This window comes from Streptomyces sp. NPDC002640 (assembly GCF_053592575.1).
In genome coordinates, this window is the sequence record NZ_JBSFVZ010000001.1 from 403,085 (window position 1) to 426,037 (window position 22,953).

The following is a 22,953-nucleotide window of genomic DNA, read 5'->3' on the forward strand; positions in this document are numbered from 1 at the left end:
CGGGCGAGAACGCGGCGGCGGACACGGGCGAGGACGCGGAAGCGAACCCTGGCGAGGGCACGGCGGCGCAGGCGGGTGAGGGCACGGAAGTGGACACGGCGGGTAACCCGGCGGCGGGCGCGGGCGAGGACGCCGGCTCGGAGGTGGACCCGGTGGACAGCGCGCCGACGGACACGGGCGAGGACCCGGCGGCGGACCCGGAGCAGAGCACCGCGGCGGACCCTGGCGCGGACGCGGACGCGGAAGCGGATTCCGGTGAGGCCGCGGGCGGGGACGCGGAGGCGCACTCCGGCGATGCCCCGATGGCGGACGCGGAAGCGAACTCCGGCGCCGACGCGGACGCGGACTCCGGTGAGGACACGGGGGCGGACGCGGAAGCGAACTCCGGCGCGGACGCGGAGGCGCACTCCGGTGCGGACACGGGCGCGGGCGCGGAGGCGCACTCCGGTGCGGACACGGGCGCCGACGCGGAGGCGGACCCCGGTGAGGACGCGGACGCGGACCCGGCGGCGGATGCCGGGGGTGGGGATGACGGGGCGCGGCGGTCGTCGGTGTTCGACGTGTCCATCCCGCCCCCGTCCCTCGACCCGGCCGCGGAGTTCGGCGAGGTCGACGGGGAGGACCCCCTGGACTTCCCCGGCGAGGACGCCCCGGTGGCCGACGCCGCGCAGGCCCGGCGGACGATGATCGGCCGCAGCGCCGAGGAGGTGGACCACGCCCCGCCGCGCGGACGGTACGCACCCGTGCCGGTGCCCCCCTCCGGTATGGCGGACCGCACCCTCCGCTGGGCCGGCCCCGCCGCGGCCGCGCTGGCCGTGGCCGCCGGGGCGATCGCCGTCACCCGCGCGCTGCGCCGCGGCCGGTGACCGCGCGCCGCTGCCGCCGCCCCCAGTAGGGTCGTGGGCCGTGAGCATCCATGACGACTTCACCCTGACCGCCGGCGACGCGGAAGCGACCGTGAGCCCCCGCAACGGCGGACGGATCACCGGCCTGAGGATCGGCGGCGTCGAACTGCTGCGGCAGGGGGAGCGGTACGGCTGCTTCCCCATGGCCCCTTGGTGCGGCCGGATCCGCGACGGCCGGTTCCGTGACGGCGGCACCCTGCACCAGATGCCGCTGAACGCCCCGCCGCACGCCATCCACGGCACCGCCCGCGACCACGCCTGGCGCACCGCCCGCCGGGAGCAGGACGAGGCGGTGATCACCCTGGACCTCACCGACCCCTGGCCCTACCCGTCCCGCCTCACGCAGGTGGTGGCGCTGACCGAGGAGTCGCTGACCCTCACCCTGGCGATCGAGACCTACGAGTCCTCGTTCCCGGCCCAGCTCGGCTGGCACCCGTGGTTCAACCGCACCCTGGAGGGCCCGCTCGGCGGCGGCGAGGGCGCACGGATCGAGTTCGAGCCGGCCTGGCAGGAGGAACGCGGCGAGGACCACCTCCCCACCGGCAACCGCCTGGAGAAGCCGCTGCCCGGCCCGTGGGACGACTGCTTCGGCATGCCGCGCGGCGTGGACGTGGCCGTGGTGTGGCCGGAGCGGCTGGAGCTGCGGGTGACCAGCCCGGAGAAGTGGGTGGTGGTCTACGACGAGCAGGACGCCGCCGTCTGCGTGGAACCGCAGACCGGCCCGCCGAACGGGCTCAACACCGCTCCCCGCCTGGTCACGCCGCTGGAGCCGCTGGAGGCCACGACCACCTGGCGCTGGCGCGCGCTCTGAGGCGAACTAATCTTGCCGCCATGAGCGACGTTCGCGGCGAGCTGCTGCAGCAGATCAAGGACAAGGCCGTGGTGCACGGCAAGGTGACCCTCTCCTCCGGGCTGGAGGCCGACTACTACATCGACCTCCGCCGCATCACCCTGGACGGGACGGCGGCCCCGCTGGTCGGCCAGGTGCTGCTGGACCTCACCGAGGACCTGGAGTTCGACGCGGTCGGCGGCCTGACCATGGGCGCCGACCCGGTGGCCGCCTCCATGCTGCACGCGGCCGCCGCGCGCGGGCGCTCCCTGGACGCGTTCGTGGTCCGCAAGGCGGCCAAGGCGCACGGCCTGCAGAAGCGTGTGGAGGGCCCGGACATCGCCGGCCGCCGCGTGCTGGTGGTGGAGGACACCTCCACCACCGGCGGTTCGCCGCTGACCGCCGTCGAGGCGGTGCGGGAGGCCGGCGCGGAGGTCGTCGCGGTGGTCACCATCGTCGACCGGGCCACCGGCGCCGCGGAGATCATCCAGGACAAGGCGGGCGTGCCCTACCGGTTCGCCTACTCCAAGGACGACCTCGGCCTGGACTGACGCCGGGGCCGCCGGGCCGCCACGGGACACGGGACCCTTGCCGCCGGCCCGGCCGCCGGGGCCGCCCCGTGACGCCGGGAACGGCCGGGAACCGCCGGGAACGCCCGGCTCGGGCGCCACTGTCCGGGACGCGCGTCCGGGCGGGCTCCCGCGTCTGGAAAGATGGTGCCGACGACGACGTCACCTAGGTCAGGGCTGGCAAGGACAACACCCGCAGAACCATCAAGGAGCGGACAGGATGCCCATCGCAACCCCCGAGGTCTACAACGAGATGCTCGACCGGGCGAAGGCAGGCAAGTTCGCCTACCCGGCCATCAACGTGACCTCTTCCCAGACCCTGCACGCGGCCCTCCGCGGCTTCGCCGAGGCGGAGAGCGACGGCATCATCCAGGTCTCCACCGGCGGCGCCGAGTTCGCCGGCGGTCAGTACAACAAGGACATGGTCACCGGCGCCGTCGCCCTGGCCGAGTTCGCGCACATCGTGGCGGAGAAGTACGACGTCACCGTCGCCCTGCACACCGACCACTGCCCCAAGGACAAGCTGGACGGCTACGTCCGTCCGCTGCTGGCGGTCTCCGAGGAGCGCGTGAAGGCGGGCCGCAACCCGCTCTTCCAGTCGCACATGTGGGACGGCTCGGCCGAGACCCTCTCCGACAACCTGGCCATCGCCGAGGAGCTCCTGGAGCGCGCCCGCGCCGCCAAGATCATCCTCGAGGTCGAGATCACCCCGACCGGTGGCGAGGAGGACGGCGTCACGCACGAGATCAACGACTCCCTCTACACCACGGTGGACGACGCGATCCGCACCGCCGAGGCCCTGGGCCTGGGCGAGAAGGGCCGCTACCTGCTCGCCGCCTCCTTCGGCAACGTGCACGGCGTCTACAAGCCGGGCAACGTGGTGCTCCGTCCCGAGCTGCTCAAGGAGCTCGCGGAGGGCGTCGCCGCCCGTTTCGGCAAGGAGAACCCGTTCGACTTCGTCTTCCACGGCGGCTCCGGCTCCACCGAGCAGGAGATCGCCACCGCGCTGGACAACGGCGTCGTCAAGATGAACATCGACACGGACACCCAGTACGCGTTCACCCGCCCCGTCGCGGACCACATGTTCCGCAACTACGACGGCGTGCTGAAGGTGGACGGCGAGGTCGGCAACAAGAAGACCTACGACCCGCGCACCTGGGGCAAGCTGGCCGAGACGTCCATGGCGGCCCGCGTCGCCGAGGCGTGCCGGCACCTGCGTTCGGCGGGCACCAAGCTGAAGTGACCCGCGTCTGACGCGTGACACCGTCGCCCCGCCGGCCACCGGCCGGCGGGGCGACGTGCTGTCCGGGCCCGGTGGGCCGCGCCGTGCGTGGAAAGGCCACGGCCACCGTGAGGGTGCGCCGTGGCCTCGTCGTTCACGTCCCGTCGGGCGTCAGCTGGACTTCAGCTCCTGGTAGGCCTCGTCGTCGCTGTCCCGGAGGAACTGGCGGCAGCGCTCGGCCTCCTCGGTCTCCTTGATGGCCTCGGCGGCGCGGGCGAGGGCGGCGAGGCAGCGGAGAAAGCCGCGGTTGGCGCGGTGGCTCCACGGGACGGGCCCGTGGCCCTTCCAGCCGGCGCGGCGCAGCGCGTCCAGGCCGCGGTGGTAGCCCGTGCGGGCGTAGGCGTAGGACTCCACGGTCCGGCCCGCCTCGAAGGCGTCGTCGGCGAGCATCGCCCAGGCGAGCGAGAACGTCGGGTGCGCCGCCGCGACCTCGGCGGGGGTCGCGGAGTCGGCGAGCATCCGGTACGCGTCCTCGTTCTCGGGGAGGTGCGTCGGCGCGGGGCCGCCGAGGAGGTTCTTGTGTTCCGTCATGCCCTCAGTCTGCCGGAAGCCGGACCACGGCGGTGCCGGCGGTCAGGTCGACGGTGGTGCGGTGCGGGGGAGCGCCGTCGTCCTCGTCGTCGCGGAGCACGAGGGACGACCGGCGCCCCTTCAGCTCGTGCGTCTTGCCGGGGGACAGCGCGGCGTGCAGCAGCTCGAACCCGGTGGCGGAGACCTGCCCCGCGCGGCCGGGGTTGCGCCAGGGCAGCAGGCCCGCGCGACCGGCGCGCAGCAGGGCCTGGTCGAGGAAGGCGACGGCGGTCAGCGCGATGACCAGGCCGGGGAGGGTCATGAAGACGGCGAAAGCCATGCCGTCAGTGTGCGCGCTGCGGGCTCGCGCGGGAAGGGAGGGGCCGCGTTCCGGAACCCCGGAACCCCGGATCAGCGGGGCAGCGGGTCAGCGGGTCAGGCCCGATTCCCAGGCCCAGGCCGCGATCTCCACCCGGTTCCGCAGCCCCAGCTTGGCCTGGATGTTGGTCAGGTGCGTCTTCACCGTGCCCGCGCTGATGTGCAGGGCGGCCGCGACCTCCGTGTTGGTGTGGCCGCGCGAGACGAGGACGGCGACCTCGGTCTCCCGCCCGGACAGCGGTGAGGGCCGCGCGGGGGCGGGGTCCGGCCCGGTGAACCGGCGTAGCAGCCGGACCGTGATGGACGGGCTGATCAGGGCCTCGCCGGAGGCCGCCGAACGGACCGCCTCGGCCAGCAGCCGCGGTCCCGCGTCCTTCAGCAGGAAGCCGCAGGCGCCGTCCCGCAGCGCCTGGTGGACGTACTCGTCGTCGTCGAAGGTGGTCACCATGACGACCTTCGGGGCGTGCGGCGCACCGGGCCGGCACAGGTGCCGCAGCGCCTCGATGCCGTTCAGGCGCGGCATGCGGATGTCCATGAGGACGACGTCCGGGCGGTGCGTTTCGGCCTGCTGGATCGCCTCGACGCCGTCGGCGGCCTGGGCGACGACCTCGATGCCGTCCTCGGCCGCCAGGATCATGGCCATGCCGGTGCGGACGATCGCCTGGTCGTCCGCCAGGAGGACGCGGATGGTCACCGGCGCACCTGCCTCAGGGGGAGGGGGAGCCGGAGGGAGACCTGCCATCCCCGCCCGGCGGCCGGCCCGTCGTCGGCCGGACCCGCGGCCAGTGTCCCACCGGCCGCCTCCGCCACCTCCCGCAGACCCCGCAGCCCGTAGCCACCGCGGGGGGCCGCGCCGCCGCCCTCGCCCCGGGGACCGGGGTCGTGGACGTCGCCGGTTCGGCCGCCGGCGGGGTTACGCGGGTCGTGGACGTCGCCGGTGGTGGCCCGTGGGTGCCGGCGTCCGTCGTCGGTGACGTGGGCGGTGACCCGGCGGCGCGAGACGTCCAGGGCGACCGTCACGGCGGTGCAGTCGCGGGCGTGCCTGCGGACGTTGGTGAGCGCCTCCATGACCACGCGCTCCACCAGGTGCGCGGCGTCCGGCGGCAGCCCGGCGGCCGGGCCGGACTCGGTGAACTCCACCCGCGCGCCGGGCAGCACGGCCTCGTCGACCAGGGCCCGTATCCCGTCCGTGCCGGGGGCCCGGGTGCCCGGTCCGGTGTCCTCCCGCAGGGCTCCGACCATCTCACGCATCGCGGTGAGCGCCTCGGCGCCGGTGCTCTCGATCAGTTCGAGGGCGTCCGCCACCGCCTGCGGCCTCTTCGCCGCGACGGCCCGGGCGCCCTGCGCCTGCACGACGATGCCCGAGATGTGGTGGGCGACGAAGTCGTGCAGGTCGCGGGCGAAGGCGAGCCGCTGCTCCAGCCGGATCTGTTCCTCGCGCTGCCGCCGGGAGACGACCACCAGCCGCCCGGTGAGCCCGCCGGCCAGGGCGCCGCTGGCCACCAGCGTGAGGATCAGCGCGACGACGCTGCTGCCCTCGTCCACGTCGATCACCAGCGGGCGCAGGACGACCGCCGTCATCAGCAGCGGCAGGGCGACGGCGGTGCCGACCCGGGAGCCGCGCCGCGCGGTCAGGGCCAGCAGCACGATCAGGGCGGTCGGCTCGAACAGGGCGTAGACGTCCGAGGCCTGGTCCAGCGCGGAGTCCTCGCCCGCCGCCGCGCCGAGCAGCGCGGAGCAGGCCAGCGACACCACGGCCGCGCCGCAGGCCGGCCAGGCCAGCGGCCCGCCGCGCAGCCGGAGGGCGACGGCCGGGAGGACGACGGCCCCCGCCGCCCCCGCCGACAGGTACAGCAGGAGTCCGGCGCCCTGGGAGGCGAGGGATCCGGCGCCGAGGTCGGCGAGGAGCGCCAGGCCGAGGACGCAGAGCGGCAGCGCGCCGCCGGCGAACCGGCCCACGGCCGCCGCCCGGGGTGTTCTGAGCATGTCGGTCACTCTAGGCGGGCGGGTCGGCGGTGCCCCTCTGCCGAAAGTCGTAGCCGTGCCCCGGCGAATGGGCCGTTCGGGAGATCCGCCGGACCAGGACCGGGAGCGAGGCTCGTCCTCGTCAGCGCCGCCCGTTCCGACCGAAGGACCCGCACCTCATGGACATCCGCTTCGAAGTGGCCTCGTCACTCGTTCTCGGCCCGCTGCTCCTGCTGTTCGCGCTCGTCACCGGCGTCCAGGTGTGGCGGGACGCGTGGAACGTCCGGCGGGCCCTGCTGCAGATGGCCGCGGCCGTCTACGCGGCCGCCGTCCTGTCCCTGACGATCTTCCCGCTGGCAGTGACCTGGGGGATGTACGCCAACCAGGCGCCCTGGTACGGGCAGATCAACTTCGTCCCGCTGATCGGCGCCGACGTCACCATGATCGCCAACGTCCTCCTGACGGTCCCGGCCGGTTTCCTCCTCCCGCTGCTGTCGCGGCGCGCGACCTCGGCGAAGGAGACCGCGGTGCTGACGGGGCTGGTCAGCCTCGGCATCGAGGCCGCGCAGCTGCTGTCGTACGTCGCCCTGAACAACGGCCGCTCGGTCGACGTCAACGACCTCCTCGCCAACACGCTCGGCGGGTTCCTGGGCTACCTGCTGCTGTCCGTCGTCCTGCGCTCCACGACGCTGCGCGGCCCGCTGCTCGCCGCCGCGCTGCCCCGGTCGGCGGCCCTCCAGGCGGACCGGCGGGCCGCCGCCGCTGCCGCCTCCGGCTCCGGCTCCGGCGACGGGCCGGTGCCGGTGCCGGACCTGGCGGACGGCCGTCAGCGGGGGGCGGCGGCCTGAGGCGGGGGTCCGGCCCGCCCGCGCGGGCAGGCACGACACGCACGAACGGCGGCCGGGCTCTGCGCCCGGCCGCCGTTCGTCCTCTGCGTTCCCGCGCCGGTACGCGCGGGTCCGGTCCGTGTCAGCTCTCGCGACGGTCGTCGGCGTCGTTGTCGCGGCGGTCGTCGGTGCCGTCGGTGTCGTCGCGCCGGTCGTCCTTGTCGTCCTTGTCGTCCCGGGCGTCGTCGCGGTCGTCGCGCTGGTCGTCGTCGGACCCGGCGGCGGCGGCCTTGCCGCTGCCCGCGTCCACGCGGACCTCGCGCTCCTCACCGTTCTCGCCGACGACCTCGACCTCCCAGGCCGGGGTGCCCGCGCGGTCGTCGTCCCCGTCGTGCTCGAAGTCCACCGAGACGACCGTGCCGGGGGCCTGCTTCAGGGCCGCCACGGCGGCCGCGGAGGCGTCGGTGCCGGCCTTGCGCAGGGCGGCGGCCTCGTCGCGGTCCTCGTTGTCGTCGTCGTCCTCGTCGCGGGAGCTGCCGAGCACCTTGCCGTCGGCCGGGTCGACCAGGACCTCGGTGCGGGAGCCGTCCTTGCCGACGACCTCGACCTCCCAGACGGGCCGGTCGTCGTCCTCGTCGAGCTCGGCAGACGTCACGGCGCCGCCCTTCGTCTTCGTCAGGGCCGCGGCTACGGCGGCGCGCACGTCGGTCTTCGCGGCCTTCGCGGCGGCGGCATCGTCGTCGCGCTCGTCGGCGTCCTCGGCGTCCTCGGCGTCGTCGGCACGCTCGTCGTCGCGGTCCGCGCCGTCCTCCCGGCCCGGGGCGGCGGTGGCGCTCCGGTCACGCCCGTCGTCGTCCCCGGAGGCCGCGACGGCCACGGCGGTGCCTCCGCCCACCAGGACGGCGACGAGCAGGGCGGCGAGGGCGGCGCGGCGGCGGGACGGGGTGCGGTCGTCGGAGCTCATGGGGTCCTCCCGTGGAGTCGGAGTCGGTGTCGGTGTCGGTGTCGGTGTCGGTGCGACGGTCTCGGCGGTGTTCTCGACAGGCATCACTGTGGACGGGCGACGCTGAAGCGGGGCTGAAGGAAGCTGAAGGGTCCTTCAGGAAGGCTCTGCGACCCTTGACCGCATGCGCCTGCTGATCGTGGAGGACGAGAGACGCCTGGCCACCGCCCTGGCGAGGGGACTGGCGGCCGAGGGGTTCGCGGTGGACGTCGTGCACGACGGGGCGGAGGGCCTGCACCAGGCGCGGGAGCACTCCTACGACCTGATCGTCCTCGACATCATGCTGCCCGGCATGAACGGCTACCGGGTCTGCTCCGCCCTGCGCGCGTCCGGCGACGAGACGCCGATCCTGATGCTCACCGCCAAGGACGGCGAGTACGACGAGGCCGAGGGGCTGGACACCGGCGCCGACGACTACCTGACCAAGCCGTTCTCCTACGTGGTCCTCCTCGCCCGGATCCGCGCCCTGCTGCGCCGCCGCACCCGCGGGGGCACGCCGGTCCTGCGGTTCGGCGACCTCGACGTCGACCCGGGGGCGCAGCGGGTGAGGCGCGGCGGACAGGAGATCGCGCTCACCACGCGGGAGTTCGCCGTCCTGGAGCAACTGGCCCTGCGGGCCGGGGAGGTGGTCTCCAAGACCGAGATCCTCGAGCACGTGTGGGACTTCGCCTACGACGGCGACCCCAACATCGTGGAGGTGTACGTCAGCGCGCTGCGCCGCAAGATCGACGCCCCCTTCGGGGTCCGCTCGATCACCACGGTGCGCGGGGCGGGCTACCGGCTGGAGCGGGACGGGGGTGCGCCGTGACCGGGGGGTGGTTCTCCTCGGTGCGCGCCCGCACCACGCTGGGCGCCACCGCCGTCGTCGCCGTCGCCCTGGTCGTGGCGGGGCTGGCGGTGATCGCGACCCTCCGCGGGGGGCTGACCGACAACACCCGTCTGGTGGCGGAGTCCCGGGCGCGGGAGGTCGCCGTCCAGGTCGCGGTGGAGCGGTCCCCGCAGGACGTGGCCGGCCTGGACACCGACGACCCGGTGCAGGTCGTCGACGCCGACGGCAGGGTCCTCGCCTCCAGCGACGCCCTCGCCGGCGCCCCGCCCATGAGCGGCGTCGACCGTCCCGCACCCACCCGGTCCGACGGCCGGGGCGGGCAGGCCTCCGACGCCGCCCGCGACGACGCCGGCAACGCCGACCGACCGGACGACGACGATGACGACGACCGCGACGACGACCGGAGCGGGGACGACGCCGCCGACGCCGCGGACGATGCCGCCGACGCCGCGGACGATGCCGCCGACACCGCCGCCGACGCTGCGGACGACGCCGCGGACGACGACCCCTCCGCCGCCGGCCGGGTGGCCGGGGAAGCCGCCTTCGACCGCGTCTCGCTGCCGGTGGACGACGAGGGCGAGGCGACCTCCGACCCGGGCGACGCCGAGGGGCGCGCCGACTTCACCGTCGCCGCCGTGCGCGCCGAGGCCGCCGACGGGACGGCCGTGACCGTCTACGCCGGGTCGTCGCTGGCGGTGCCGGAACTGGCGGTGACCGGCACCGTCCGGGCGATGCTGATCGGCCTGCCCGCGCTGCTGGTCGTGGTGGGGGCGGTGACCTGGCTGGTCACCCGCCGCGCGCTGCGCCCGGTGGAGGGCATACGGGCCGAACTGGCGGAGATCACCGGCAGCCGCGACCTGTCCCGCAGGGTGCCGGTGCCGTCCTCGCGCGACGAGGTGGCCCGCCTGGCGGCCACCACCAACGGCACCCTGCAGGCGCTGCAGGAGTCGGTCGAGCGGCAGCGCCGCTTCGTCGCCGACGCCTCGCACGAGCTGCGCAGCCCGATCGCCTCGCTGCGCACCCAGGTGGAGGTCGCCGTGGCGCATCCGGCGCTGCTGGAGGTCGGCGAGCTGCTGGAGGACGTGGTGCGGCTCCAGCACCTGGCCGCCGACCTGCTGCTGCTGGCCCGCCTCGACGCGGGGGAGGGGCCGCGCGCCGCGCGCGTGGACCTGGCGGCCCTGGTGCGGGAGGAGACGGCGCGCCGTCCGGAGCCCGTGCGGGCCGGAGAGCTGGAGGAGGCGGTCGTGCCGGGCAGCCGGGGCCGGCTGGAGCGGGTGCTCGGCAACCTGCTGGACAACGCGCAGCGGCATGCCCGGGAACGGGTCGTGGTGCGGGTGCGCACCGAGCCCGCGGACCGGGGCGACCGGGCGGGGGCGGGACCCGGCTGGGCGGTGCTGTCGGTGGCGGACGACGGGCCGGGCGTCCCGGAGGACGAGCGGGAGCGGGTCTTCGAACGGTTCGTCCGGCTGGACGACGCCCGGGCGCGGGACGACGGCGGCGCGGGCCTCGGGCTGGCGATCGTCCGGGAGATCGTGACCCTGCACGGCGGGACCATCTCGCTCGGCCAGGTACCCGGAGGCGGCGCCCTCTTCACGGTCCGCCTCCCCCTGGCCGGCCCCGCTACCCCCGAGGCGCCCCCGGCCCCCGACGGCGACGCCTCGCGGCCCCCCGCCACCCGCCACTGAACCGGCGGCCCGCCCCGTTCCCGGGCCCGGGAACGGCGACGCCCCGGTGGCCATGGTCTGGCCACCGGGGCGTTCCCGCGTGCGCGCTCCTACAGGAACGAGTTGATCTCGATGGTCTCGTCGCGGCCGGGGCCGACGCCGATCGCGGAGATCGGGGCGCCGGACATCTCCTCCAGCGCCTTCACGTACGCCTGCGCGTTCTTCGGCAGGTCGGAGAAGGACTTCGCCGAGGAGATGTCCTCGCTCCAGCCCGGCAGGTACTCGTAGATCGGCTTCGCGTGGTGGAAGTCGCTCTGGGAGTACGGGAGTTCCTCGACCCGCTTGCCGTCGATCTCGTAGGCGACGCAGACCGGGATCTGCTCCCAGCCGGTGAGGACGTCCAGCTTGGTGAGGAAGAAGTCCGTCAGGCCGTTCACCCGCGTGGCGTACCGCGCGATGACCGCGTCGAACCAGCCGCAGCGGCGGTCACGGCCGGTGGTGACACCGCGCTCGCCGCCGATGCGCCGCAGCGCCTCGCCGTCCTCGTCGAACAGCTCGGTCGGGAACGGACCCGAGCCGACGCGCGTGGTGTACGCCTTGAGGATGCCGATGACACGGCTTATCCGCGTCGGGCCCACGCCCGCGCCGGTGCAGGCGCCGCCGGCCGTCGGGTTGCTGGAGGTGACGAACGGGTAGGTGCCGTGGTCGATGTCCAGCAGCGTGCCCTGGCCGCCCTCGAAGAGGACGACCTTGTCGTCGTCCAGCGCCTGGTTGAGCACCAGCACCGTGTCGGCGACGTACGGCTTCAGCTGCTCCGCGTAGCCCAGCAGCTCCTCGACCACCTGGTCCGTGGCGATCGCGCGGCGGTTGTAGAGCTTGGTCAGCATCTGGTTCTTGACCTCGAGCGCGGCCTCCACCTTCTGCTGGAGGATCGACTCGTCGTACAGGTCCTGGACGCGGATGCCGGTGCGGTTGATCTTGTCGGCGTAGGTGGGGCCGATGCCGCGACCGGTGGTGCCGATCTTGCGCTTGCCCAGGAACCGCTCGCTCACCTTGTCCGACGTGACGTTGTACGAGGTGATGATGTGCGCGTTGCCGCTGATCAGCAGCTTGGACGTGTCGACGCCCCGCTCGTTGAGACCGCTCAGCTCGGAGAGCAGCACCGAGGGGTCGACCACGACGCCGTTGCCGATGACGGGGACGCAGTTGGGGGACAGGATGCCGGACGGCAGCAGGTGGAGCGCGTACTTCTGGTCGCCCACCACGACCGTGTGGCCGGCGTTGTTGCCGCCCTGGTAGCGCACCACGTAGTCGACGGAGCCGCCGAGCAGGTCGGTGGCCTTTCCCTTGCCCTCGTCACCCCACTGAGCACCGAGCAGCACAAGTGCGGGCACAGGCGTACACCCCTTCCGGGCGGGGCATGTCCTGGGTCGGGGCGTGCGGCACGACCATGCCGTGCCCCGTGCGCCCGGCGGCCCTCGTCGGCCGCGGTTCCCGTCGGACCGGTTGCCCCGGAATAGACGAAGCCCCTGGCACGAGGAACGCGGCGCAAGGGGCTCTTGCACAAAGATGCTACCCGAGGACCCGAGGAAGCGAGGCATGACCGAGGTGGCTTCGGACCAGCTTCTGGTGGTCGTCGACCCGTTCGCCCGCAGGACGGACGGCGAGTCCGTCCGGATCGCCAAGGACGTGCTGTGCGCCGCCGCACGGGTGAAGTGGTGCCTGCCGGACGGGCCGGAGGAGTTCGCGCGGGCGCTGGAGCGGCGGGGGTCGCGGCGGCCGGTGGTGGTCGGGGACGACCACGCGCTGCTGCGGGCGGTGGCCGTGCTGGAGCGGCACGGCGAGCTCGACGGGTGCGCGCTCGCGGTGGTGCCGGTGGGGACCCGGGCGGCGACGCTCGCCGTCGCGCGTTCGCTGGGCGTCCCGCCGGGCACGGTCGCGGCGGCCCGGGCGGTGCTGGAGGGCGCCCCCCGGCGGCTGGACCTGCTCGCGGACGACGCGGGCGGGCTGGTGCTGGGGGCGCTGCGCATCCCGGCGGCGGACCCGGCGGCGGGCCGGCGGTCCCCCGCGCGGCGGCGGTACCGGTCACTGGTGAGCGCGCTGGGCCGCCCGTCGCGGCCGCAGGCGGAGCCGCCGGGCGGCGGCCCGAACCCCTCGCGCCTCCGCGTCGAAACCGACGGCTCGACCCTGGTCGACCTCGACCAGCCGGTCCGCGCGGTCACCGTCACCCCCGGCTCCACCGGCCGCGCCGACGTCGAGGTCCGCCCCCTGTCGGTGGGCGCCGAGGCGGCGCCGCTCCAGGCCGCCGCCCACACCGTCACGGTCTCCGGCGCCGACTTCCGCTACCGCGCGGACGCCACCATCGCCGGTCCGGTCCGCACCCGCACCTGGACCGTCCGCCCGGGCGCGTGGAGCCTGACGCTTCCGGGGTGAACGACCCACCCCTCCGCCGTCCGCCCCGCCGCCCCGCTGTCACGCCCCGCCCGCGGCCCCCCGCTTCTCGCGCCACCGCCGCATCATGTCGGTCAGCTCCCCCTCGATGAATTCGAAGAACTCGAGGGTCTCCCGCAGCCGCTGTTCGGCCGGGGAGCCGGGGCTGACCGCGGTGACGCCCTCGCGGACGGCGGACTGCCAGTTGCGCAGCAGGCCCTCGCGGTTGGCGATGGCCTCGTACCACTGGTTGTTGTGGACCCGGTAGCGCTCGCGCCGGGAGCCGGGCTCGCGCTCGCGGGAGATCAGGTGGGTCTGGGAGAGGTAGCGCACCGCGCCCGAGACCGCGGCGGGGCTGACCCGCAACTGGTCGCCCAGTTCCGCCGAGGTGAGGACGCCGTCGTCGGAGGCGAGCAGCGCGGCGAAGACCCGTGCGGGCATCCGGGCCATCCCGGCGTCGGTCAACTGGCCCGCGAAGAGCTCCACGAAGCGCGACACCGCCTCCGGGTCCCGGTCGTTCGGGGACGCCCCGGCCTCCGTCATGCCTGCCCTCGCCTTCGCCGTGCACGGCCTGTGACCTACCTGAGGCCCCGAGTTTATACGTTTCCTTAACTTCACAACCTTCTGAAGGAAGCGTAGCTTCGGAAGCATGACGCAGGACTCCCTCGCGATCGAGGCAACCGGACTCCAGAAGTCGTTCGGCGCCACCCGCGCCCTCGACGGACTCGACCTGACCGTCCGCACCGGGGAGGTGCACGGCTTCCTCGGCCCCAACGGCGCCGGGAAGTCGACCACCCTCCGCGTGCTGCTCGGGCTGCTGCGCGCCGACGGCGGCGTCGCGCGGGTGCTCGGCCTCGATCCGTGGCACCGGGCGGTCGAGGCGCACCGCCGCCTCGCCTACGTGCCCGGGGACGTGGAACTGTGGCCCAACCTCAGCGGCGGCGAGGCCATCGACCTGCTGTCGCGGCTGCGCGGCGGCATCGACCGACGGCGCCGGGACGAGCTGGTCGACCGCTTCGACCTGGACCCGCGCAAGAAGGGGCGGGCCTACTCCAAGGGCAACCGGCAGAAGGTCGCCATCGTCGCCGCCCTCGCCTCCGACGCCGAGCTGCTGCTGCTCGACGAGCCCACCTCGGGCCTCGACCCGCTGATGGAGGTCGTCTTCCAGGACGTCGTGCGCGAGGCCAAGGAGGCCGGGCGGACGGTGCTGCTCTCCAGTCACATCCTGGCCCAGGTGGAGAAGCTGGCCGACCGGGTGTCGATCGTCCGCCGCGGCCGCACCGTGCAGTCCGGCACCCTCGCCGAGATGCGCCACCTCACCCGCACCACCGTCGAGGCCGAGACCGAGCGGCCGGTCACCGGGCTCCAGGCGCTGCCCGGCGTGCACGACGTGACCGTGGACGGTCCGAGGGTCCGGTTCGCCGTGGACGGCGGGCGGATCGACGCCGCCGTGCGCACCCTCGGCGAGTTCGGGATCCGCGGCCTGGTCAGCCACCCGCCCACCCTGGAGGAGCTGATGCTCCGCCACTACGGCGACGAACTCGCCGCGGGCGGCCGTCGCGGGGACGACGCGGTGGCCACCGAGGGCGGCGACCGGCGATGACCACCGTGACGACCCGCCCCGCCGGAGGCGCCACGACGGCCGGCCCCGCCCGGCGCGCCCCGTTCGCCTTCACCGGCCTCACCACCCTGCTGCGGTTCGCCCTGCGCCGCGACCGGGTCCGCCTGCCCGTCTGGCTCGCGGCCCTGCTGCTGACCACCGTCGCCACCGCCAACAGCTACACCGCGCTCTACGACAGCCCCGAGGACCGGGCCACCGCCGCGCGGACCATGGCGACCCCGGCCGCGCTGGCCATGACCGGCCCGAGGCGCTTTCTGGAGGACTACACCTACGGCGCCATGCTCGGCCACGAGATGATCGGCTTCATGGGCGTGCTGGCCGGCCTGATGAGCGTCCTGATCGTCACCCGGCACACCCGCGACGAGGAGGAGACCGGCCGCGCCGAGCTGGTCCGCTCCACCGCCGTCGGATGCCACGCCCAGCTCGGCGCCGCGCTCTGCCTCGCCGTCCTGGCGAACCTGGCGCTCGCCCTGCTGCTCGCGGGAGGCCTGGCCGCCCTCGGCATCGAGTCGGTCGACGCCGCCGGCGCCCTGGCCTACGGCTTCGCGCACGCCGGGGCGGGCCTGGTCTTCGCCGGCGTCGCCGCGGTCACCGCCCAGATCACCTCCTCCACCCGCGGCGCCTCCGGGCTCGCCCTCGCGGTGATCGGCGCCGCGTACGTCCTGCGGGCGGCCGGCGACAGCGGCGGCCACGACGCGCTCTCCTGGGCGTCGCCGATCGGCTGGGCGCAGCGCTCCTACCCCTTCGTGGACGACCGCTGGTGGCCGCTGCTGCTGTGCCTGGCCGCGGCCGCGGCCTGCGCGGCGGCCGGGTTCCTGCTCTCCGCCCGCCGCGACGTCGGCGCCGGACTGCGCCCCACCCGCCCGGGCCGCGCCACTGCCACCCGGGCCCTCACCACGCCGTTCGGCATGGCGCTGCGCCTGCAGCGCGGGCTGCTCGCCGGCTTCGGCGCGGGCCTCTTCGTGATGGGCGCCATGTACGGGTCGATCATCGGGGACATCGAGGACATGCTCGGCGGCGTGGAGCAGATCCAGCAGGCCCTCGCCGAGATCGGCGGCGCCACCCTGGCCGAGTCCTTCGCCTCGATGGTGATGGTGGTCATCGCGGTGGTCTCCATGATCTACGTGGTGATGGCCACCCTCCGCGCCCGCGCCGAGGAGAACGGCGGGCGGGCCGAGTCCCTGCTGACCACCGGGCTCTCCCGGAGCGCCTGGCTCGGCGGTCACCTGGCCGTCGCCCTGCTCGGCGCCGTCGTCACCCAGCTGCTGGCCGGGCTCGGCTTCGGGCTCGCGGCCGCCGCCGCCACCGGCGACACCGCGATGACCGGCGACCTGATCGCCGCCGCCCTGGTCCACGTCCCCGCCCTGTGGGTGGCCGCCGGCGTCGCCCTGGTCCTCTTCGGCTGGCTGCCCCGGGCGACCGCGCTGGCCTGGACGGTGCCGCTGTACGCCTTCGCCGTCGGCTACCTCGGGGAGATCCTCCGCTTCCCCGAGTGGACGAACGACGTGTCGCCGCTCGGACACGTGCCCGAGCTGCCGGCCGCGCCGATGGCGTGGACGCCGCCGCTGGTGCTCACCCTGCTCGCCGGCGTGCTCTGTCTCACCGGTTTCGCGGGTTTCCGGCGGAGGGATCTGGAGACGAAGTAGGGGCCCGGGCGGCCCCCGGGCCGCGCCGCGACGCATCCGTGACACCGGAAATCCCGAGGCTCCTTTAGCCTGGGGGTTTCCGGTGCCGTCGTCGGCGGCGCCCTGGGAACGGCGATCAGAACGAGGAACCGAACGGCCCATGCTGCGCAACCAAGCCGTGGGACCGGACCCTGACACGGAGTCCGCGCGGATCGCGGCGGTGCGCCGCTACGAGATCCTCGACACCCCACCGGACGCCTCCTTCGACCGCGTCGCCCGGCTCGCGGCCCGTCTCTTCCAGGTGCCGATCGCCGCGGTGACCTTCGTCGACAGCGACCGCATCTGGTTCAAGGCCCGGCACGGCCTGGACGACATGACCGAGATCAGCCGCGCCGACGGACTGTGCGGCCTGGCCCTCCTGGAGGACGGGCCCCTGGTCATCCCCGACACCCGGCTCCACCCCCTGTCCGCCTCCAACCCCATGGTCACCGGGGGCATCGGCATCCGCTTCTACGCCGCCGCGCCGATCGTCACCGCGGACGGGCACAAGCTGGGCACGGTCACGATCTTCGACACCCGCCCCCGGGAGCTCGGCCCCGAGGACGTCGCCGCCCTGAAGGACCTCGCGGCGATCGTCCTGGACGAGATGGAGCTCCGGCTGACCGCGCTGCGCGCCCTGCGCCGGGAGCAGGAGCGGCGCCAGGCGGTGGTCCGCCAGGTGGAGGACGAGCGGGCCGCGCGGCTGCGGGCCGAGAAGGACCGCCGGGTCCTCGAGTCGCTGACCAGCACCCTCCAGCGCACGCTGCTCCCGCCGGCCCTCCCCGCCGTGCCCGGCCTGGAGCTGGCCTGCCACTACCACGCGGCCTCGGTCCACGACCTGGGCGGCGACTTCTACGACGTCTTCCCGCTGGACGGCGAACGCTGGGCGTTCCTGCTCGGCGACGTGTGCGGCAAGGGCCCGGACGCGGCCACCGTCACCGCGCTCGCCCGGCACACCCTGCGCGCCGCCGCCCACCACGCGCCCGACCCGGTGGCCGTGCTGGACACCCTCAACCAGGCCCTCCTCGAGGACGCCCTGACCAGCAAGTTCTGCACCGCGGTCTTCGGCGTCCTCACCCCGCGCGAGGAGGGCGGCTTCACGGTCGAGCTGGGCACCGGCGGCCACCCCCCGGCGTACCACGTGGGCCGCGAGCCCGGCGGCGAGCCCCGGGTGCGCGCGGTCGGGCTGGAAGGAGGCATGCTGATAGGGGCGCTTCCCGAGGCCCGCTTCCGGTCGCGTACGGTCGTCCTGTCCCCCGGAGAGGTGCTGCTCCTGTACACCGACGGGCTCATCGAGGCCCGGGCCGGCGAGGACAGACGGATGATCGGTGACGAGGGCCTGGCCGCCTTCCTCGCCCGCCGCCGCGGTACGGGCGGTGCCACCGGTCTGGTGGAGGACATCGTGGATCTGCTGGACTCCCTGCCCGAAGGGGCGGAGGATGACGTTGCGCTCCTGGCGCTCTCGGTGCCCACCGCCGAGGACGCCGAGCGGCAGATGCCGGGCGTGACGTCCACCGCGCACACCACGACATTGCCCACGGACGTTACGGACGAGGAGCACTGAAGACGTGTCCGAGCAAGAGCTGCTCCTGACCGTGGAGGAGATCCACGGTCCGCTGGCCGTGGCCGCGGTCGGCGGCGAGATCGACTTCCACACCGCGCCGATACTCCGCTCACGGGCCCTCGACCTGATCGAGCAGGGCCGCACCCGTCTCGTCCTGGACCTGTCGGGGGTCGGATTCTGCGACTCGGCGGGACTCAACGCGTTGATCAACATCTGGCACGCGGCCCAGGCCGTCGGCGGCGCCATGGCGCTGGCCGCCGTCCCGGCGCGGCTGGACCGGATGCTCAAGCTGACCGGCCTGGACACCGTCCTGGCCATCCACCCCACGGCCGCCGACGCGATCGTGGCGGTGGGACCGCGACCGGGCGGCGAACAGACCGTCGGCTGACCGTCGGCTGACCGCCGCCGACCGCTGCCGACCGCCGCCGACCGCTGCCGGCCGGCACCGGGCGGCTTCGGACGCCCCGGCCCCCTTGGGCGGGCGGCCGAGGTCAGGCGATCTCCACCCGCAGTTCCCGCAGGCCCCGCATCACCAGGTTGGGCAGCCGCACCGGCTCGGCGGCGAGCCGCATCCCCGGTGCGCGCTCCAGCAGCGCGGTCATCGAGGCGGCCAGCTCCATCCGGGCCAGCGGCGCGCCGATGCAGTAGTGGATTCCCGCGCTGAACGAGATGTGCGGATTCCGCCGCCGGCCGAGGTCCAGCCGGTCCGGCTCCGCGAAGACCGCGGGGTCGCGGTTGGCGGACCCGAACAGCAGCGCCAGTTCGGCGCCCCGCGGGACCACCGTCCCGTCGATCTCCACGTCCTCCAGCACCCAGCGCTCGAACAGCTGCAGCGGGGTGTCGAAGCGCAGCAGCTCCTCCACCGCGGACGGCACCAGGGCGCGGTCCGCGCGCAGCGCCGCCAGCTGCCCGGGGTGCTCGAACAGCGTCGCCCAGGCGTTGCCGGTGCCGTTGACGGTGGCCTCGTGGCCCGCGTTGAGCAGCAGCACGCAGGTGGAGATCATCTCCTGCTCGGTGAGCCGGTCGCCCTCGTCGTGGGCGGCGATCAGGGCCGAGACCAGGTCGTCGCCGGGCCGCCGGCGGCGCTCGGCGATCAGCCCCCGCAGGTAGTCGGTGAACTCCAGCGACGCCCGGACCGCCCGCCGGGCCGTCTCCTCGGACGGGTTGAGCTCGTACATCCCGCAGATCGCCGCCGACCACGGCCGCAGCGGCGCCCGGTCCGCCTCCGGGACGCCCAGCATCTCGGCGATCACCGCCACCGGCAGCGGCTCGGCCACCTCCGCCAGCAGGTCGCCGCCGCCCGCCTCCACCAGCCGGCCGACCAGCTCCCCGGCCAGGGCGTGGACGTACGGCGCGAGCCGCTCCACGGTGCGCGGGGTGAACGCCTGGGAGACCAGCCGCCGGATCCTGGTGTGGTCCGGCGGCTCCAGGTCCAGCATCCCGTGGTCGTTGAGGGTGTGGAACGGCTCCTGCTCCGGCGGGGGAGGGGTCCGGCCGAACTCCTCGTGCGTATAGCGGTGCCGGTAGGTCCGCCCGAGCCGGCGGTCCCGCAGCAGCGCCGACACGTCGGCGTGGTGCGGGACCAGCCACTGGCCGGTCTCCTCGCACCACAGCACCCGGCCGCGGGCGCGCAGCTCGGCGTAGGCCGGGTAGGGATCGGCGACGAAGTGCGGGTCGGAGGGCGCGAACGGCAGGGCGTCCCCGGAGGTCACGGCGGAGGTCACGCGGTCACCATGCCAGCTCGGCGATCTCCTCGGCCACCACCGCACAGGCGCCGGCGGCCGGGTCGATCAGCGGGAAGTGGCCGACGCCCGGCAGCAGGGTCACGCCCACCACCTCGCCCGCCCGGGCCGCCGCCTCGGCGTACGCCTCCGAGACCGCCGGCGGCACGTCCACGTCCTCCCGGCCGTGGACCACGGTGGTGGCGACGCCGCTGGGTACCAGCAGCGCCGGGTCGGCGTGCGGGCGGCGCTCCTCGAAAAGGTCCGGGCCGCCGAGGAACTGCAGCGAGGCGTGCCCGCAGACCTCCAGCTTCTCGGCGACCTCGAGGTCGGCGATGGGCGCCAGCGCCACCACGCCGCGGAGCGGGACCGGGGCGGCGGTGCGCCAGGGACTGCCCTCGGGGAGCAGGTGGCGGGCGGCCGCCCACAGCACCAGGTGGCCGCCGGCCGAGTGACCGGTGAGCACCGTGCGGCGGACGTCGGCCCGCCCGCCCAGCGCCTCCGCGGCCAGCCGCGGCAGCGCGTCCAGCGCCGCGGCGACGTCGTCCGGCGTCTCGGGCCAGCGCCCCGCCTCGCCCTCCGCGGCCCCGCCGCGCCGGTACTCGGGCACCGCCACGGCGAACCCGCGCCGGGCCAGGAACCGGGCGAACGGGGTGACGTGCGCGCGGTCGTACGGGGCCCGCCAGGCACCGCCGTGCACCACCACGACCAGCGGGGCGGGCGCGCTCCCGGAGAGCGGGGCGTAGAAGTCGATCACCTGGTCCGGGTGGTCCCCGTAGGCGCGGGTGGCGTCCGGGGCGACCAGCCCGTGCGAGAAGAGGGACCTCTCCTCGGCGGCCGACCGCTCCTCGGCGGACGGCCTCTCACCGGCGGCCGACCGCTCCTCGGCGGAGGGCCGTTCCTCGGCGGACGGCCTCTCCTCGGCCCCGGCCGCCCTCTGCGCGTCCGTCATGCGTTCCAACCTCTCTCGGCCTCGTCGAAGGGTGTCCCGGAAGGGTCTCACCGGGCGGGTGTTGCCGGACCGGGGGATCATTGCGGAGGATTGCCGCGGGGACCGGGGCCCCCGTGCCGGTATCGGCAGGGGCGGACCGCTACCCGGAGTACAGCAGGAGACAGCGATGTCCCGACAGGCTCAGCAGACCTTCGAGCCGGAGACCCCGCATCTCGAGTTCGACGGCTCGACGCCCTACGAGGACTACGTCCGGGCGGATGTACTGACCCACCTCCAGCAGCTCCGCTCGGACGACCCGGGCGAGATGGTCTTCCTGGTGACCACCCAGGTCATGGAGCTGTGGTTCACGGTGATCGTCCACGAGTGGGAGACCGCCGCGCAAGCCCTCCGCCGAGACGACGTCCCGACCGCGACCGACGCGCTCAAGCGCTCGGTGCGCGAGCTGGAGGCCCTGAACGCCTCCTGGATCCCGCTGGGGCAGCTCACCCCCGCCCAGTTCAACTCCTACCGCGGCGCCCTCGGCGAGGGCTCCGGCTTCCAGTCCGCGATGTACCGCCGCCTGGAGTTCCTCCTCGGCGACAAGTCCCGCTCGATGCTGGTCCCGCACCGCGGCACGCCGCGCGCCCACGCGGAGCTGGAGAAGGCCCTCCACGAGCCGTCGCTCTACGACGAGGTGCTGCGCTTCCTGGCCCGCGCCGGCCATGCCGTGCCGGAGGCCGTGCTGCGGCGCGACGTCTCCGACAAGTACGAGCCGTCGCCCGAGGTCGAGCGGGTGTGGACCGACGTCTACACCCGGGACCAGAACGACCCGCTGGTCCGCCTCGGCGAGGCGCTGACGGACGTCGCCGAGCTGGTCTGGCGCTGGCGCAACGACCACCTGGTCGCCACCCGCCGCGCGATGGGCGCCAAGACCGGCACGGGCGGCTCCGCCGGCGTCGCCTGGCTGGAGAAGCGCGCCCGCAACACCGTGTTCCCCGAGCTGTGGACGGCGCGCTCCTATGTCTGAACTCCTGTCGAAGGCCACCGAACTCGACGCCCGCGACCCGCTCGCCGGCCTGCGGTCCCGCTTCGTCCTCGACGACGCCGTCTACCTGGACGGCAACTCCCTGGGCGCGCTGCCCGCGGGCGTCGCCGAGCGGATGCAGGACGTGGTGCGGCGGCAGTGGGGCGAGCTGCGGATCCGTTCCTGGGAGGAGAGCGGCTGGTGGACCGCGCCCGAACGGGTCGGCGACCGGATCGCCCCGCTGATCGGCGCGGCGCCCGGGCAGGTCGTGGTGGGCGACTCCACCTCGGTCAACGTCTTCAAGGCGCTGGTCGCCGCCGTCCGCCTCGCCCGTGAGGGCGACGGGCCGGTCGAACGGGACGAGATCCTGGTCGACGCCACCACCTTCCCCACGGACGGCTACGTCGCCGGGTCCGCGGCCCGGATGACCGGCTGCTCGCTGCGGCCGGTGCGGCCCGAGGAGGTGCCGGCCGCGCTCGGCCCGCGGACCGCGGCGGTGCTGCTCAACCACGTCGACTACCGCGCCGGCCGGCTGCACGACCTGCCCGGGCTCACCGCCGCGGTCCACGCGGCGGGCGCGGTGGCCGTCTGGGACCTCTGCCACAGCGCGGGCGCGCTGCCGGTGGGACTGGACGAGCACGGCGTCGGCCTGGCGGTCGGCTGCACGTACAAGTACCTCAACGGCGGGCCCGGCGCGCCGGCGTACCTGTACGTCCGGAGCGACCTCCAGGAACGGTTCGACACGCCGCTGCCGGGGTGGAACTCGCACGCCGAGCCGTTCGGGATGCGTCCCGACTACGCGCCGGCCGCGGGCGCGGCGCGGGGGCGGGTCGGCACGCCGGAGATCCTCTCCCTGCTCGCGCTCGACGCGGCGCTGGACGTCTGGGAGGGCGTGGACATCGCGGCGGTGCGGCGGAAGTCGTTGGCGCTCACGGACTTCTTCCTCGAGTGCGTCGAGGCGTACGTGCCCGACGGCGTCGTCGAGTGCGTGACGCCGCTCCCGCACGGGGAGCGGGGCAGCCAGGTCTCGCTGCGGACCGCGCGCGCCGAGGAGGTCATGTCCGCGCTGATCGCCCGCGGCGTCGTCGGCGACCACCGCCGTCCCGACGTCCTCCGCTTCGGCTTCACCCCGCTCTACGTCGGCTACACCGACACCGAACGGGCCGCCCGCACCCTCGCGGAACTCCTCCCCGCCTGACCCTCCCCGGCCCGCCCCCCTCGACCGGCTCCGGGGGCG

General features: G+C 74.8%; 23 protein-coding genes. 14 read left to right on the forward strand and 9 right to left on the reverse strand.

The genetic code is table 11. The annotated features are described in order from the left end of the window. The 4 genes from ACWD3O_RS01830 to fbaA all read left to right on the forward strand — a co-directional run. The coding region (locus ACWD3O_RS01830; RefSeq protein WP_451414537.1) for a hypothetical protein at nt 1-866 on the forward strand (866 nt) is incomplete at its 5' end. A 40-nt stretch (nt 867-906) separates the two neighbouring features. Next, entirely contained in the window at nt 907-1,716 is an 810-nt protein-coding gene (locus ACWD3O_RS01835) for an aldose epimerase family protein (protein WP_451414538.1), read from the forward strand. A gap of 20 nt (nt 1,717-1,736) precedes the next feature. Further along, on the forward strand, nt 1,737-2,285 hold the full coding sequence (gene pyrE / locus ACWD3O_RS01840; RefSeq protein WP_356136717.1) for an orotate phosphoribosyltransferase: 549 nt from the start codon (nt 1,737-1,739) through the stop codon (nt 2,283-2,285). Nucleotides 2,286-2,523: 238 nt separating this feature from the next. Next, entirely contained in the window at nt 2,524-3,546 is a 1,023-nt protein-coding gene (fbaA, locus tag ACWD3O_RS01845) for a class II fructose-bisphosphate aldolase (protein WP_451409646.1), read from the forward strand. Nucleotides 3,547-3,696: 150 nt separating this feature from the next. On the opposite strand, the gene ACWD3O_RS01850 is transcribed toward fbaA, so the two are convergent. From ACWD3O_RS01850 to ACWD3O_RS01865, 4 genes are all read right to left on the reverse strand, one after another. Further along, complete coding sequence (locus tag ACWD3O_RS01850) at nt 3,697-4,116, reverse strand: DUF3151 domain-containing protein (RefSeq protein WP_451409647.1); 420 nt, start codon at nt 4,114-4,116, stop codon at nt 3,697-3,699. A 4-nt stretch (nt 4,117-4,120) separates the two neighbouring features. After that, nucleotides 4,121-4,435 carry a DUF6191 domain-containing protein gene (locus ACWD3O_RS01855; protein WP_451414539.1) on the reverse strand — a complete coding sequence of 105 codons (315 nt, stop codon included), beginning with the start codon at nt 4,433-4,435 and terminating at the stop codon, nt 4,121-4,123. 87 nt (nt 4,436-4,522) lie between these two features. Next, the gene (locus ACWD3O_RS01860; RefSeq protein WP_451414540.1) at nt 4,523-5,167 is read right to left on the reverse strand and encodes a response regulator; all 645 of its coding nucleotides are present in this window, start codon (nt 5,165-5,167) and stop codon (nt 4,523-4,525) included. Next, nucleotides 5,164-6,459, reverse strand: coding sequence for a sensor histidine kinase (locus ACWD3O_RS01865; protein WP_451414541.1), 1,296 nt, complete (start codon nt 6,457-6,459; stop codon nt 5,164-5,166). Before ACWD3O_RS01865 ends, ACWD3O_RS01860 begins: the two co-directional genes overlap by 4 nt. 158 nt (nt 6,460-6,617) lie before the next feature. On the opposite strand from ACWD3O_RS01865, the gene ACWD3O_RS01870 reads away from it, so the two are divergent. Further along, nucleotides 6,618-7,286: a VanZ family protein gene (locus tag ACWD3O_RS01870; RefSeq protein WP_451414542.1), complete on the forward strand. Its 669-nt coding sequence runs from the start codon at nt 6,618-6,620 to the stop codon at nt 7,284-7,286. Between the two features lie 121 nt (nt 7,287-7,407). Here ACWD3O_RS01870 and ACWD3O_RS01875 read toward each other — a convergent pair whose 3' ends face one another. Beyond that, nucleotides 7,408-8,229: a PepSY domain-containing protein gene (locus ACWD3O_RS01875; RefSeq protein ID WP_451414543.1), complete on the reverse strand. Its 822-nt coding sequence runs from the start codon at nt 8,227-8,229 to the stop codon at nt 7,408-7,410. Nucleotides 8,230-8,392: 163 nt separating this feature from the next. Between ACWD3O_RS01875 and ACWD3O_RS01880 the strand changes: the two genes are divergently transcribed. Next, on the forward strand, nt 8,393-9,076 hold the full coding sequence (locus ACWD3O_RS01880) for a response regulator transcription factor (RefSeq protein ID WP_451409653.1): 684 nt from the start codon (nt 8,393-8,395) through the stop codon (nt 9,074-9,076). A gap of 545 nt (nt 9,077-9,621) precedes the next feature. Continuing rightward, nucleotides 9,622-10,782, forward strand: coding sequence for a sensor histidine kinase (locus ACWD3O_RS01885; protein ID WP_451414643.1), 1,161 nt, complete (start codon nt 9,622-9,624; stop codon nt 10,780-10,782). Between the two features lie 89 nt (nt 10,783-10,871). Here the strand turns inward: ACWD3O_RS01885 and ACWD3O_RS01890 are convergent, their stop codons facing one another. Further along, the gene (locus ACWD3O_RS01890) at nt 10,872-12,155 is read right to left on the reverse strand and encodes an adenylosuccinate synthase (protein WP_451409654.1); all 1,284 of its coding nucleotides are present in this window, start codon (nt 12,153-12,155) and stop codon (nt 10,872-10,874) included. 205 nt (nt 12,156-12,360) lie between these two features. Here ACWD3O_RS01890 and ACWD3O_RS01895 point away from each other — a divergent pair, with 205 nt between their 5' ends. Further along, on the forward strand, nt 12,361-13,194 hold the full coding sequence (locus ACWD3O_RS01895; RefSeq protein WP_451414544.1) for a diacylglycerol kinase: 834 nt from the start codon (nt 12,361-12,363) through the stop codon (nt 13,192-13,194). Nucleotides 13,195-13,233: 39 nt separating this feature from the next. On the opposite strand, the gene ACWD3O_RS01900 is transcribed toward ACWD3O_RS01895, so the two are convergent. Beyond that, complete coding sequence (locus ACWD3O_RS01900; RefSeq protein WP_451414545.1) at nt 13,234-13,734, reverse strand: GbsR/MarR family transcriptional regulator; 501 nt, start codon at nt 13,732-13,734, stop codon at nt 13,234-13,236. Between the two features lie 106 nt (nt 13,735-13,840). Between ACWD3O_RS01900 and ACWD3O_RS01905 the strand changes: the two genes are divergently transcribed. From ACWD3O_RS01905 to ACWD3O_RS01920, 4 genes are all read left to right on the forward strand, one after another. After that, nucleotides 13,841-14,794 carry an ABC transporter ATP-binding protein gene (locus tag ACWD3O_RS01905; protein ID WP_451414546.1) on the forward strand — a complete coding sequence of 318 codons (954 nt, stop codon included), beginning with the start codon at nt 13,841-13,843 and terminating at the stop codon, nt 14,792-14,794. Then, entirely contained in the window at nt 14,791-16,458 is a 1,668-nt protein-coding gene (locus ACWD3O_RS01910; protein ID WP_451414547.1) for an ABC transporter permease, read from the forward strand. Before ACWD3O_RS01905 ends, ACWD3O_RS01910 begins: the two co-directional genes overlap by 4 nt. A 139-nt stretch (nt 16,459-16,597) precedes the next feature. Continuing rightward, nucleotides 16,598-18,040, forward strand: coding sequence for a PP2C family protein-serine/threonine phosphatase (locus ACWD3O_RS01915; RefSeq protein WP_451414548.1), 1,443 nt, complete (start codon nt 16,598-16,600; stop codon nt 18,038-18,040). A gap of 4 nt (nt 18,041-18,044) precedes the next feature. Next, nucleotides 18,045-18,428, forward strand: coding sequence for an STAS domain-containing protein (locus tag ACWD3O_RS01920; protein ID WP_451409660.1), 384 nt, complete (start codon nt 18,045-18,047; stop codon nt 18,426-18,428). 103 nt (nt 18,429-18,531) lie between these two features. Here the strand turns inward: ACWD3O_RS01920 and ACWD3O_RS01925 are convergent, their stop codons facing one another. Continuing rightward, on the reverse strand, nt 18,532-19,764 hold the full coding sequence (locus tag ACWD3O_RS01925) for a cytochrome P450 (protein ID WP_451414549.1): 1,233 nt from the start codon (nt 19,762-19,764) through the stop codon (nt 18,532-18,534). 4 nt (nt 19,765-19,768) lie between these two features. After that, entirely contained in the window at nt 19,769-20,713 is a 945-nt protein-coding gene (locus ACWD3O_RS01930; protein WP_451409662.1) for an alpha/beta hydrolase family protein, read from the reverse strand. Between the two features lie 166 nt (nt 20,714-20,879). Between ACWD3O_RS01930 and ACWD3O_RS01935 the strand changes: the two genes are divergently transcribed. Together ACWD3O_RS01935 and kynU are read left to right on the forward strand one after the other, a co-directional pair. Further along, nucleotides 20,880-21,719, forward strand: a complete 840-nt coding sequence (locus ACWD3O_RS01935) for a tryptophan 2,3-dioxygenase family protein (RefSeq protein ID WP_451409663.1) — start codon at nt 20,880-20,882, stop codon at nt 21,717-21,719. Next, nucleotides 21,712-22,914, forward strand: coding sequence for a kynureninase (gene kynU / locus ACWD3O_RS01940; RefSeq protein ID WP_451414550.1), 1,203 nt, complete (start codon nt 21,712-21,714; stop codon nt 22,912-22,914). The genes ACWD3O_RS01935 and kynU overlap by 8 nt, the downstream gene beginning before the upstream one ends. Nucleotides 22,915-22,953 lie beyond the last annotated feature (39 nt).